Annotated in this window: 15 protein-coding genes; 13 read left to right on the top strand and 2 right to left on the bottom strand. The window is 55.2% G+C overall.

Annotation, left to right across the window (positions count from 1 at the left end; genetic code table 11):
- The first annotated feature begins 10 nt into the window (after positions 1-10).
- The 11 genes from ACL2XG_RS12620 (at position 11) to ACL2XG_RS12570 (ending at position 9212) form a co-directional block, all read left to right on the top strand.
- A complete protein-coding gene (locus ACL2XG_RS12620; RefSeq protein ID WP_413722047.1) occupies positions 11-1048 on the top strand; it encodes an IpaD/SipD/SspD family type III secretion system needle tip protein in 1038 nt (345 codons plus the stop codon).
- A gap of 19 nt (positions 1049-1067) precedes the next feature.
- A complete protein-coding gene (locus ACL2XG_RS12615; RefSeq protein ID WP_413722048.1) occupies positions 1068-3260 on the top strand; it encodes a hypothetical protein in 2193 nt (730 codons plus the stop codon).
- Positions 3250-3531, top strand: coding sequence for an acyl carrier protein (locus tag ACL2XG_RS12610; RefSeq protein ID WP_410012221.1), 282 nt, complete (start codon positions 3250-3252; stop codon positions 3529-3531). The genes ACL2XG_RS12615 and ACL2XG_RS12610 overlap by 11 nt, the downstream gene beginning before the upstream one ends.
- A gap of 376 nt (positions 3532-3907) precedes the next feature.
- Positions 3908-5110, top strand: a complete 1203-nt coding sequence (locus tag ACL2XG_RS12605) for a PrgH/EprH family type III secretion apparatus protein (protein ID WP_410012220.1) — start codon at positions 3908-3910, stop codon at positions 5108-5110.
- Between the two features lie 13 nt (positions 5111-5123).
- Positions 5124-5351: a hypothetical protein gene (locus ACL2XG_RS12600; protein WP_410012219.1), complete on the top strand. Its 228-nt coding sequence runs from the start codon at positions 5124-5126 to the stop codon at positions 5349-5351.
- Positions 5352-5521: 170 nt separating this feature from the next.
- The gene (locus tag ACL2XG_RS12595; RefSeq protein ID WP_410012218.1) at positions 5522-5806 is read left to right on the top strand and encodes a hypothetical protein; all 285 of its coding nucleotides are present in this window, start codon (positions 5522-5524) and stop codon (positions 5804-5806) included.
- Positions 5803-6561: an EscJ/YscJ/HrcJ family type III secretion inner membrane ring protein gene (locus ACL2XG_RS12590; protein ID WP_410012217.1), complete on the top strand. Its 759-nt coding sequence runs from the start codon at positions 5803-5805 to the stop codon at positions 6559-6561. The genes ACL2XG_RS12595 and ACL2XG_RS12590 overlap by 4 nt, the downstream gene beginning before the upstream one ends.
- Positions 6539-7165: a type III secretion apparatus protein OrgA/MxiK gene (locus ACL2XG_RS12585; RefSeq protein ID WP_410012216.1), complete on the top strand. Its 627-nt coding sequence runs from the start codon at positions 6539-6541 to the stop codon at positions 7163-7165. Before ACL2XG_RS12590 ends, ACL2XG_RS12585 begins: the two co-directional genes overlap by 23 nt.
- Positions 7107-7769: a hypothetical protein gene (locus ACL2XG_RS12580; protein ID WP_413722049.1), complete on the top strand. Its 663-nt coding sequence runs from the start codon at positions 7107-7109 to the stop codon at positions 7767-7769. The genes ACL2XG_RS12585 and ACL2XG_RS12580 overlap by 59 nt, the downstream gene beginning before the upstream one ends.
- An 81-nt stretch (positions 7770-7850) precedes the next feature.
- Complete coding sequence (locus tag ACL2XG_RS12575) at positions 7851-8432, top strand: hypothetical protein (RefSeq protein WP_413722050.1); 582 nt, start codon at positions 7851-7853, stop codon at positions 8430-8432.
- A 93-nt stretch (positions 8433-8525) separates the two neighbouring features.
- Complete coding sequence (locus ACL2XG_RS12570) at positions 8526-9212, top strand: GntR family transcriptional regulator (protein ID WP_410012213.1); 687 nt, start codon at positions 8526-8528, stop codon at positions 9210-9212.
- A 10-nt stretch (positions 9213-9222) separates the two neighbouring features.
- On the opposite strand, the gene yajD is transcribed toward ACL2XG_RS12570, so the two are convergent.
- Positions 9223-9564 (bottom strand): HNH nuclease YajD, encoded by a 342-nt coding sequence (yajD, locus tag ACL2XG_RS12565; RefSeq protein ID WP_410012212.1) that lies wholly within the window; start codon positions 9562-9564, stop codon positions 9223-9225.
- A 211-nt stretch (positions 9565-9775) separates the two neighbouring features.
- On the opposite strand from yajD, the gene ACL2XG_RS12560 reads away from it, so the two are divergent.
- A complete protein-coding gene (locus ACL2XG_RS12560) occupies positions 9776-10345 on the top strand; it encodes a DedA family protein (protein WP_410012211.1) in 570 nt (189 codons plus the stop codon).
- Between the two features lie 171 nt (positions 10346-10516).
- The gene (locus ACL2XG_RS12555) at positions 10517-11611 is read left to right on the top strand and encodes a lactonase family protein (protein ID WP_410012210.1); all 1095 of its coding nucleotides are present in this window, start codon (positions 10517-10519) and stop codon (positions 11609-11611) included.
- Between the two features lie 96 nt (positions 11612-11707).
- Here the strand turns inward: ACL2XG_RS12555 and ACL2XG_RS12550 are convergent, their stop codons facing one another.
- Positions 11708-12346, bottom strand: coding sequence for a TetR/AcrR family transcriptional regulator (locus tag ACL2XG_RS12550; RefSeq protein ID WP_410012209.1), 639 nt, complete (start codon positions 12344-12346; stop codon positions 11708-11710).
- Positions 12347-12418: the final 72 nt, after the last annotated feature.

The following is a 12418-nucleotide window of genomic DNA, read 5'->3' as shown; positions in this document are numbered from 1 at the left end:
GGCAATCTCTATGACTAGCATCTCTCAATATACCTTACCTCCCCACGGTTTAAATAAGCCTGACTTATCGCCCGCCTCTTTAGATACCTCTCGGGAACACCTCATGAGGACCCAGGCAATAAATGACGGCGAAAGAAGCTCTGGCCCGCCACGAAGTTTAATGAATGTATTTCATTGTCTCGACAAAGTAACAGATAATACGGAGCAGCTGGCAAAGCTCCTTGACGCGCCGAATGCACCAGCACACCAAACGTTGACTGAGCAATTACCCGCCGCGATGCTGCTTATGCGTGATGCCATGGCTAATATCAAGAGTAGCAGCGCCTTATTCGACAATGATCCGGAACTCAACACTCTTAAGAGAAACACTCCTGAACTGGCTGATTTATTGGATAAAGGCCACACGTTAACGTCTACCGAGGACAAGACCAATCCCTGGCTAAGCGGTATGGGGCTGGTGGAAGACTATGTTGCTTATTATCGTACCTATGAAACCGGGACAACGCGCAACACTAATTTTTTTAGCGCCTTCAATGAATTTTTGAAAGTGAAGAGCAAATACCTGGATGTCCGCACGGATGATAAAGGCAATCAATTCATGTACTTCAAACCTGGAATTGAAGCTGAATTGACAGCATTAATCGAAAAATATACCAAAACGGAAGCTGGGATTCTATTTCCTGTTTCCGGGGTCGCCAGTGAAGCGGAGGCGAAATCATGGGCGGAGGAATGGGGATTGGATCCCACATGCGTAAAGCCTAGCGGTAGCGGTTATGTCGTTAGGGTCGATATCTCGCCCCTGCAGTCCATACTTGCGCTTTTCAAAGAAAAAATAGACGAGGGCGGGGGTAAATTTAAAGAGTTGAACTCTATAGAATATAATGCATTTGACAGCGCTTTTAATGGGCTGGCGGAAAAATTAAAAAACCAGGTGCAAATATTCATGACCAAACTGAGTGATACCCTCGGGAGGGTTGAAACTTGGACAAAACAGGTCAATACCTGGATTGAACAGAAAAAAGATCTGCTAATGCGCCTTTTTTCTTAATAACAGCGGGATAACATTGATGATAACGAATTCAATAATTCATATCCCTAATGTGGGAATTATACAGTCAGGACCCGCGGGCAATAAAACGGCTAAACACCAACGTGTCCCGGTAAATTTACGGAATGTTCCTTTACGGATTAATTCCGCCGGCAGGCGGCGTAGCGGGTCTGGGCAGAACACTGCGCCGGAAGAGGCCACGGTCGAGAACTGCCTGAGTGCGCACGAGCGGGCATCGGTAAAGCCGTGTATCAATATTAACGATTTTGAGCGGCAATACCGGCAAAATAGTATGAATGCCCTATTTAACTGCGCCGGGGACCAACGTGAAACATTGGCGCAGCTGTTTCAGAATTCGCGTAGTTTACTGGTCCCAAGCCATCTGGAGCATATTGCCAACGCCCATTTTCTTGCCAGGCAGCTCGGCCCTACCGAAGAATCGGCCGCGAAACTTGACGGCATCATGCATGAATTGACCGACATGATGTTAAAAGATGGACTGGGTGAAAAGTCGGTATTCGGCGGCTACCGTCCTGAGCGGGAAGCGGCCTGCGTACGCCGCCAGAGCCTTGAGGAGGAGCTGGCCTCATTGCTCAACGCAATTCAGGGCGAAGGCGGCGCCGAAGCGGGGGCGCGGTTCATCAATGAAAAAATCAAGCCGTTTGTGGTCGACTATATCGTACAAGAAACGGGGAGCGATGGCGACGTGGTGCAAAAAGAACACATTGCGCAGCTCGTCGAGAAAAACGCCTATCAATGTTTTCAGAATATCCGCGCAGGTATTCAGACTTATCAGGCTTCATCGCTGGAAAAAATCTTTCGTGATACGGATATGATATTAAAGCTGCCCAATTTACTGGCCGCTTTAAATCTCTATAAGGATCATCCGCCGCCATTAAGGACAGGACTGCGAAGCGATGCGGAACAGCAGACAGAAGCCACTCAGCAAAATGATCAGTCCGACAGTACCGATAAGACCGGCGCTACGCAAAAAAACCGGTTAATGCCCAGCGTCGAATTTAACATTAAATATGCGCCGAGAATAACTATTGACGCGTCGGTAAAAATAAACTGGCCGCCAGGAACAGAAAAGAAAGAGGCTGGTAAAACGCAGTCGGTTGATGTGCGGGACAACTTGCAGGATATTTTCGAGCAGCTTAATCAAGCGCCCGATGCCGAAACGCGGGCCGACGTCGGCAGCCCGCCCTCTTTCGCCAAAACACATAGGCCCGCAGCCCGGGGCAGTCATTACGCGCAGGCGGCATTACACGCCGAACTTATCAGCAGCCGAATCCACCCACCTGAGCATAAGCAGAGTATTTTTTCCCAGCCGTTATCGCCCGGCGTAGGACAAAATAACGATCGCTCGCCCGCGAAAAGGGGTGTGACCGTGCAGGAGCCTGCCAACGTCCTGATGAATCCGGGTGCCGAAAAGATATCTTTTACGGCGACGACAACCCAGACCCCGCCCAAGGGGACGGCGCATGGCATTTTCCCGGTCCAGGATAGGGCGCAAGCCGATAAATCCGGCGCGCTATATGCTGCGGCGAAAGAGGTGGCCGAAGCGTTGGGGAATCTTTGGGAGTCTATCCCTGAGTCCGCGTCTTCCTTGTATGCCAATCCGGCACCGGGGAATGGCCGGCCTGATGAGGGCGCCATTTCTGACCTTTATGATAGGGCTCGCAAAAGGGGCGCGGCGCAAAAGGTAACCACTCATGCTGTTTTCGCCGGCCAGGATGCGCCGCAATCCGCTGAGTCCTCCGCGAATAACCTGACCGCGGAAATTCTGCGCCATGCACGGGAAAATCTCACCCCCATTCCGGCCCCAGCCGCTCAATCCACTAAGTCTAGCCCTATGGCGGCCTACCTGATTGAGGCGCGCAACCAACTGAAAGCCACGGTAACCCGGTCCGCCTCCGCCTCCGCCTCCGTGCCGGCGCCGGAGAATGGCCGGATGAAAACAGACGCCCCATCGGTTATCCTGTCCCATCAGGGTGCCCGGCAAGCCAATCATCCCAAGAACGATCATCAGGCGGCGCAGTTTGCTCCGTTAAACCACGATCGCGTAAACCTGGCCGCCGCAAGGGCCGGTTTGAGCAGCACAGGTTATATGCCTCCTTTACGTCAGGCGCAAGTCAATGCTGGCCCCGGCTCATCCACCCCTGTCCCGGCGACCCGAATTAACAAGGGGAAATTTGCTGATGACGAATAATTTGATAACGGGTGTAGCCGTTCCCACCGGCGGTGAATCGCTGCAGCGCGAGCTTTACGCCATGCTGGCCTACCGTTTGGGCCGCAAAGAGTCTGACATTGCCGGCCACCTTAATTTGGCGGCGGAGCTGTATGTCGATTCGCTTGATCTCATGGAAATTGAGATTGGGATAGCGGAAACCTTCGGCGTTGAACTTACAGAAACTGAGTTATTATCAATACGGACGGTTGACGATCTTCAGCGTATCGTCGTCGCAGCGCTTTATGCGTAGCCTCTCACTAAAAACCCCGCGTTAATAAATGATTCATTAACGGGGGTATTTCCAGTAAATAAGACATGTTAACGGCCCTATTCTAATCCGGCGAGTAAAGACTGCTGGCGTTGTTGCGCGTGTAATGTAAATACTGTAAAGTTCTATTTTCGCCATGCCGTGAAATAAGCCATGCTTTTCCATCCCACAGTGTGATCGTAAATAATCAGGGATGGAATTATTTGAAATAATATAGTTAAATAATTCGTTAGGGAATAAATGATTAAATATCTCAGTTTTGATGGATAATTTATCATTTTTTCATCATGAAGTCACCGGCCGCGAGGCGGTAGACTCTTTAGCATGACGAACCCTAGAGTATAAAGAATATTTTACCATGCAAACAGAACAAGGTAAAACAGACCGCCCGGAGAGTGTGGCCATTGTCAGGCTGCTCAATGGTAGTTTGAAGGGTTGCGAATATCCTTTATCCGCGCGGAAAACATTATTTATCGCAGCGGACTGCGGCGCGCTGGAATACGCCGGCGCGTCCCCCTCATTCCCTGAAGACTGCGTGCTGGTCCCCACCGAAGGCGGCGGGGTGAATTTTGAAATTATCCGCACCGACGGCCCGGAACATGGCATTTTGCTGCGCAGGCTGGACAACGACGGCGCGGATGATGTTCCGCTGGCATCCAATCACCCCGTTACCGTGGGCGCGCTGGCGCTGGCGGTAAGGACCGCCGGTGAAACCTGGTCGGAAGACGTCCTGAACTACCGGGCGGGCACGCCGGACATGCCGTCCGCGGTCCCGGCGACAATAAGCAGCAGGCCCGGCAAGCGGGGCATGGCCCTTCTGGCCATCGCGGTTGCCGCCGCCCTGGCGCTGGCGTACCTCTTAACGACGCCGGATGCGCAGCAGCGTGAAATTATCGCCCTGACACAGCAATTTGGCGCTGAACCCGGCAAGTATCAAATATTCCCGGGCCGCGACGGCGTGATGTATGTGCTGGCGGATAATGAGCGCGATGCGGCCTGGGGACGTCAATCCCTGGTGCGTATAAAATCGTCGCAGGCGATAAAAATCAATAGTGAGGATGAGGAAAAACAGCGTATCGAGCGCTGGCTGGGGCAAAATTTCCCCGCTTTAAATCTTCATCAATTGCAATTTGACCGACCGGCGGCGCCGGTACTGTTAGTAAGCAAACAGCGCGGTCAATTGACTGAAACGCAGCGCGACGCTATCAGCAAGGGGTTAATGCGTCTTCTGCCCTATGCTGAAGCTGTCCATTTTGCCGACGTAGACGATGACACCGTGGCACGGCAGGCCGAGGAGGGGATAAAAAAACTGGCGGTGAACTACACCAGAATCGATAACCAGGATAGCGTAATCTTTGTTATTAATGGCGCCATCGACGACGGTGAGCTGCAACGCATCCGTTTCTTTGTCGAGCAATATGCCAGGCAATGGAATGGCAACTATGTCCAATTCGCCATTGAGCTAAAAGACGATTGGCTTAAGGGTAAATCATTCAAATACGGCCATCAGGGCTTTGTGAAAATGACACCCGGACACTGGTATTTCCCTAACATTAAATGAAGAGGATTTTTTTATGAGTACAATCACTGATATTTATTCACGTAATTCAACGGGAGTGAGTGACAAAATGTCAGCCGCGGCAACGGCTCAGCAAGACCTTGAAGCGAATCCCACTGACGAAGCGTTGATATTAAGAGCCAATGGCACCAAGGCGGATTTGTCGACCTTTGTGACCATGTTAAATCAAGCCATGACCCAAAAAAGGGATCTTATTATGGGATTATTAAATGGCGCCAAATAATCGCCGTCTGCATAACGGATTTTATGACCGGCCGGCCATTCTGGCTTGAAAAAGGGTAAGCAGGGACGCTTAGCATGTGAATTTTATTCTTATGCTGCACGATTTTCCGGATTCACACGAAGCCTCATTGTATTTATTAAGCGTAATTATCAAATTAACCAAGGTGCAACATGAACGAAATTGCCAAAATCGGCCCGCCTCACAGCGTTATTCCGGTCATGCATGACGATGCGGTGGAATCCCTCTCTTTCCTGGCATCGAAAGCGGCCGCCACGGCGGTTGACGCCACACAGGCCCGCAACGAGCTGGATAAACCTTTTACCAAGGACATATCGGCGGAGGCGATGCTGCGAAGAAATGCGCTGAGCTCAGATTTTCAGTTGACGATGAACTGGGTCAGTTCACTGGTAAATAAAGGCGTCAACGTCGTGCGCAGCGTGTTGAGTGGACAATGATGTTAAGACCGATATTTTGTGCCGCCCTGCTGGCGCTCTCACTTACCGCCTGCAACGACGAGCCATTGCTTAAAGGCCTGGATCAACAGCAGGCCAATGAAGTGATAGCCACTTTGCAGCGCAATAATATCCAGGCCTCCAAGGCCGATAAAGGCAAGACCGGCTATAGCGTCGGCGTGGGCAAAGCCGATATTCCGGCGGCGGTGGATTTGCTGCGCAGGCATGATTTGCCGTCGCAGCCGCGCATGGAAATTTCCCGGCTGTTCCCCAGCGACTCGCTGGTGTCGTCGCCGCGGGCGGAAAAGGCGCGGCTTTACTCGGCCATCGAACAGCGTCTGGAACAATCATTGCAGACCATGGACGGCGTGCTGTCGGCCCGGGTGCATGTCAGTTACGACATCGACTCGGGCGACACCGGCAGGGCGCCGGCGCCGATGCACATTTCAACCCTGGTGGCCTATCAAAGCGACGTCGACCCAACCCTGATGATAAGCGATATCAAGCGGTTTTTGAAAAACAGCTTCAACCAGGTGGATTACGACAATATTTCCGTGGTGCTCTCCAAACAGGGGCCGCTGCAGCATTATGCGCCGGTAGCGGTCCAGGCGGACGGTTCCGGTCATTTTCTCCGCTTTGCTCCCGCCGCTGGCGTGGCGCTGGCGGTCGCCGTGGCGGGACTGGCCTGGTACCGGCGCCGTGAAAAAGCCTCAGTGAAGCAGGAGACAGACGCTCATGAAGAGCATCGCGCCGCTTGATGCCATACTCTACGATCCGCTGTCATGGCTGCATCCGCGGCGCCTGCCGCTGCCGCCGGCGTTAAACGGCGCCAGGGCGCGCTCGATAATCAACGGCATCCTTATCCAGGCCCATGATTGGTCGGTGGATTGCCCACCGGCCGCCGTTGACGGACCGGCGGCGTTGTTTATCCGCCACTGGCGCCTTATGCCGCAGGCGGCATTGTTGATAGCCGCGCAGCGCCATCGGGCCTCCCTCGCCCGGCAGGGGGGGCTGTTACAGCTGCCGTCCTGGGTGCGGCAATTCGCCGGACTGGCGATTGTCGATTCTTATGGCGACGATATGCCGGTGGCGATACCGGCCGCCTTAATCGCGCGGGGAAGAGGCGAACTGCTGGCGTTCGGCGCGCAATTGCCGCTAGCCATCCGGCAGCGCATCTCCCTGTTATTCTCACCCGAGCTGGATCGGGAAACGGGCGGTGAACCCCGCCCCGCCCCGAGCCCGCTTTTGATAAAACTGGCTTTCCAACATGCCGAAAAATATTCCACTACGCCGGATGCCGCCGATGTCGGGCGGTGTATTGATCAAGAGCCGGCAGCTGGCGCGCCAACGCGAGGCGCTTGATATCGTCAGTGAAGCGCGCCGTCAGGCGCGCTCTCTGGTTAAGCAGGCGCAGGCCGAGGCCGGACAGCTGCGCCAGCAGGGATTCCGGGAAGGGTACCAGGACGGCATGGCGACCTCGGCCGCCGCGGTGGCCGACTATTTATCGCAGGCGCAACGTCTCGAGGCCGAATTGCAATGTCAGGTTAACGCGCGCGCGCGCCAGTTATTGTCCATGGCGCTGGATCACCCGGATACCGTGCTGGCGCTGGTGGATGAATGGCTGGCGTCATTGCCCGAGGCGACAGCGGCCGAACCGATGATCTTGCTGCTGCCGGAAGCGGCGCGAAGATCCCATGCCCTGCTTAGGCAGCGCATCGACGCGGCAGTTCCGGGCGCCGGCCAGATTGAATATCATCGGGAGAACCGCGTCGTGATGAAGTATGGCCATCAGGTAGCCGAGTTCGCCCCCGAAGCGTTTTTAACCGAGGGCGTGCGGCGACTGGGCGGTTTTAACGCTATGGCGCAAGAGTGCCGCCGCCTTACCCAGGCCGGCCTGCGGCGCCTGCATGAGGTATTTTTGCAGCATCATGCCGTGGGCGGCGCGCACCCGGAGAAAAGTGGCTGAACTGTGATCGGCGCGCTAAAGGTATTTGGCCGTTAGGTTACAATTTACCCTGTTTCGCTATCATCAAATAATGAGCATAAGATGAAACCAACAATAATGATAACGATGGTGCTGGCGCTGCTGGCCTCCGGCTGCGCCACCTCCCCCCGCCCAGGCGCGCCGGGCAAGTCGGCGCAGAGCGCCTATCTGGCGCAGGTAGCCAGCCCGGGCTGCCTGGGTGCCTCCGCCATCAATCCCACCCTTACGCCGCCGGTTTTGTATCAGGGGATGGTCAGCTGTATTAAAGCGGGACGACAAGCCGACGCGGTATTTTTATTCGCCATGGCCGGCACCTACTCCTATTTCGACGCGCTGCGCCTCGACACCGACGCCGCCAGGCAGGCGCACTCCTCCATGCTGGGCGAGGCGTTGAAAATGATCAACGCCAACCAGCAGCAGCTGTTTTGGCAATCCGCCAACGGCACATTAGGCAACAGACAGCAGCTTGCCGCCCTGTGCCGGCAGGTCGACGCCATCGGCAAGCCGGTGTATTTCCCGCAGTACGTTATGCAGCCCACGGGCACGGGAGCGGGGGCGGCGATGCCGGCCAACACCGACCCCTTATGGAAAACCGCCATGAACGGTTATCTGCACTGCGCGACGGATGTGATGAGTATCCGTTAAGCGGCGGCCCTTGGCGCAGGCGCCTATGGCTATTGCCATGGCGGAGCATGTACTATATCCGCCATGATAATTAAACAGGGTTAATTTCCCCGCATGGATACACCGTTACCGTTTAATAACAACGAGCCGGTAAATCAACAAATTTATCGCCTGCTGCGCAAGGATATCGTCGAGTGTGTCATTGAGCCGGGCAAGCTGTTATCGGAAAAGGACATCGCCGCCCGTTTCACCGTGTCGCGCCAGCCGGTAAGGGAAGCGTTTATTAAACTGGCCGAAGCGGGGCTGGTGCAGATCCTGCCCCAGCGCGGCACTTTTGTGATGCGGATTTCCGCCAAACGGGTGGCGGACGCGCGTTTTCTCCGCCAGGCCATGGAATGCGCCATCGTACGCCGCGCCGCGCTTAATATTACCGAACGTCAAATCATGCTGCTTGAGCATAATTTGCATCGTCAGGAATTGGCGGCGCAAAATCAGCAGGCGCGGGAATTTTTCGGCCTCGACGATGATTTCCACCGGTTGCTGACGGAAATAGCCGATTGTCCGCTGGCCTGGGATATTATTGAATCCATTAAGGCCACCATGGATCGGGTGCGTTTTCTCAGCCTGGGCCAGGTCTCGCCGCCGCAGGGGTTAATCAGCCAGCATTACAAAATCTTCAACGGCGTCAAGGCGCGCGATGCCGATGCCGCCGAGCAGGCCATGCGCGACCATCTCCAGGAGCTGATCTTTTCCATTACGCCGATTTCGCGGCAGAACCGCGATTGGTTCGATGAGAAATGAGCATCAGAGATTATTTTTTCATCAAGGACTTTAAATTGGCAAAAGGATTGTGGGTTGCCACGCCCATGTCTTTTTGCGCATCCTCGCCCGCGATCACCGTCGAGCCATACAGATCCGCTTCGGTATATTTGGAATGCTCATGATCGTGGCAATACAGGCAGAGCATTTCCCAATTGCTGCCGTCCTCGGGATTATTGCTGTGATCGTGATCGATATGATGCACCGTCAGCTCGCGCAGGTTGGAATAGACAAACTCCCGCGAGCAGCGGCCGCAGACCCAGGGAAACAGCTTCAGCGCTTTTTCGCGATAGCCGGTTTCAAGCCTGGCGTAGTTTTTTGGAATAAAAGCCATAAGGAACCTGTTTTATCGGGATAGGGGACACAGTCTATTTTAAACCCAAAACGGTCTCCCGGGCTACGTATTAACCTACGGCGCGCCAAGAGGGCGGACGGGTCCCGTCAATCCTGGTCGTGGCAGGCGGCGATAAGGTCTATGCTTAAGAAACGTTACCTGAATCGACAGGATCGCCTGACATTTTTAAGCTGAAGGGACGCTGACGCCAATGGATATCACGCATTTTATTTCCGTCTACGGTTATTGGGCGCTGTTTATCGGCTGCCTGGCGGAGGGCGAAACGGTCACGTTGCTGGGCGGCGTGGCGGCGCATGAGGGCCTGTTGCATTATCCGGCGGCGGTGGCGGTGGCCGCCCTGGGCGGCAGCGTGGGTGATCTGGCGTTGTATTTTATCGGTCGCCGGTTCGGTAAGCGGGTATTGCGCCGGTTTAAAAAAGCCCAGCCGAATATTGCCCGGGCCAATCAGTTAATTTTGAAATATCCGCTGTGGTTTGTGGTGGGCGTGCGTTTTATGTATGGCTTTCGCCTGATCGGACCGCTGATGATTGGGGCCAGCAGGCTCGATCCGAAAAAATTTATTCCCCTCAATATCCTCGGCTCTGTTCTCTGGGCGCTGATTTTTGTCAGCCTGGGTTATGCGGGCGGCAGGATTATCGCGCCATGGTTGCAGAAGGTGGATCATCACCTGAAATACCTGTTTTTGCTGGCGGCGCTGCTGGCGCTGTTTTGGCTGCTGCCGCGGTTGATTCGTTACCTGCGCCGGCGCCGGGGAGCCTAGCGCCGGACCGGCGGTGGGCGATTATGTGATTCATTTCTCATCAGGTTATTCACCTGCCCAAAAATTCCGCCGCGCCGTGGATAAATCCTGTGCGGCCGACAGCTGTCGCCGGAATAGGGGTTATTTATACTTATTTTCCATAAATAAAATAATCAATGGATTAATATAATAATGAAAATAACCTGTAACCGACGTACCCCATTCAGCCTGCTGCTGCTGGCGGCATTAACGACCACCTTGGCCGGCGCCGCCCATGCCGCGACCTATGCCTATGTTTCCAACGCCGACAGCGCCGATATCTCCGTCTTTAGCCTGAACGAGGCCGACGGCGCGCTCACGCCGGTGCAAACCCTGGCGGTGGGCGGCACCGTAATGCCCCTGGCATTGTCCCCCGATAAACAGCATCTGTATGCCGGGCTGCGCTCCAAACCCTATCAGGTACTGAGCCTGGCCATTAATCCGGCCGACGGCCGCCTGACCCAGCGCCAGGCGGCGCCGCTGGCGGAAAGCATGGCGTATATTGCCACCGACCGCACCGGCCGCTGGCTGTTTTCCGCGTCTTATGGCGGCAACCTGCTGGCGGTTAACGCCATCAATCAGGACGGCCTGGCGGGGGATGTCCGGCAGATTATCAAGACCGGTCCCATGGCGCACGCCATCAGGAGCGCGCCGGATAATCGCTATGTATTCGCCTCGGTGCTGGGCGCCGACGCCTGGCTGCGCCTGCGGCTGGACGCCAAGACCGGGCAGCTGACCCAGGACCAGGCGCCCGCCTATACGCTGCCGGCCAAATCCGGTCCCCGCCATTTTGTCTTTTCACCGGATAAACGGTTTACCTATCTTATCGATGAACTGGACGGCAAACTGCATGTGCTGGCGTTCAACCAGAACAACGACCGGGTGAAACCGGTGCAGACGATATCGATCCTGCCGGCGGATTTCAGCGGCGATAAACCCTGGGGCGCGGACCTGCATTTAACCCCCGACGGCCATTTCCTGTTTGCCTCCGAGCGGACGTCAAGCACCCTGGCGGCTTACCGCGTGGATAAAAAATCAGGCCGGCTCACCCGCATAGGAACCTGGCCTACCGAAAAGCAGCCGCGCGGGTTCAATATCGATCCCTCGGGTCAGTATTTGCTGGCGGTGGGGCAGTTGTCGCCGCAGATGAGCGTCTATCGCATTGATAAAGCGAGCGGCGCGCTGGAAAGCCTTGGCCGGTACCCGGTGGGCAAAGGGGCCAACTGGATTGAAATGGTGAAATACTGATCGGCGGGACATGACGCCGCCTGGGGGAACTCTCCCCCGGCAGGCGCGATAATAAAGAAGTGCGCCGGCCCCACCCCTGGCCGGCGCATTTCCCGCTCACTTGCCGCCTTTTGGCGCCGGAAACGTCCCGGCGCCGGTAAGGAACATATTGACCGCGCAGCCAACCATTTGCTGGATGCGGGTCAGGCTTACCGGCTGTAAATGGCGTTGAAAGATGCGGTGCTGGATCTCGGCGGTAAGCAATGAAGTGAATTGCAGCGCTTTCACATAGGCGTCCCCGGGACGCAGCTCGCCCCGGTCCATGGCGGTGGACAGCAGGCCCGATAATTTTTCGATGCTCTCCCTCGGTCCGGAATCATTAAACAGCATACCGATATCGGAATGTCCCGCTTCGCCCACCACCATACGATACACCGCGATCGCGCTGCCGTCGTTGGTTAGCACGGCCAACATTCGTTCGCCGAATCGCGTCAGTTTGGCTTTGAGCGGCTCATCGGGCCGTTCTTCCAGCATCAATGCTACGGTGGCATCGGACAGGTGCTGGGTGGCATAGGCGCGTACGACGGCGGTAAATAATTCCTCTTTAGAAGAAAAATACCCATAGAGCGTCGCTTTCGAACCGCCCAGGCGTTTTGCCAATTCGTTCATTGATGCGCGCTCATAGCCCATCTCCTGAAAAAGCTGCGCGGCAGCCTCGACAATCGCTTCGCGGCGCTCGTTAGTGCGTACTTTCATTGTGACTCCCGCAATATAAATAAACCCGGTTGTACATTTTCTTGACAGATAAATGCTAATGATGCAAAACTG

The sequence above is a fragment of the Sodalis sp. RH24 genome (genome assembly GCF_047324145.1).
In the GTDB taxonomy this organism is placed as follows: Bacteria; Pseudomonadota; Gammaproteobacteria; order Enterobacterales; family Enterobacteriaceae; genus Acerihabitans.
Note: the sequence above shows the minus strand (reverse complement) of the source record. Positions and strands in the feature narration are given on the sequence as shown.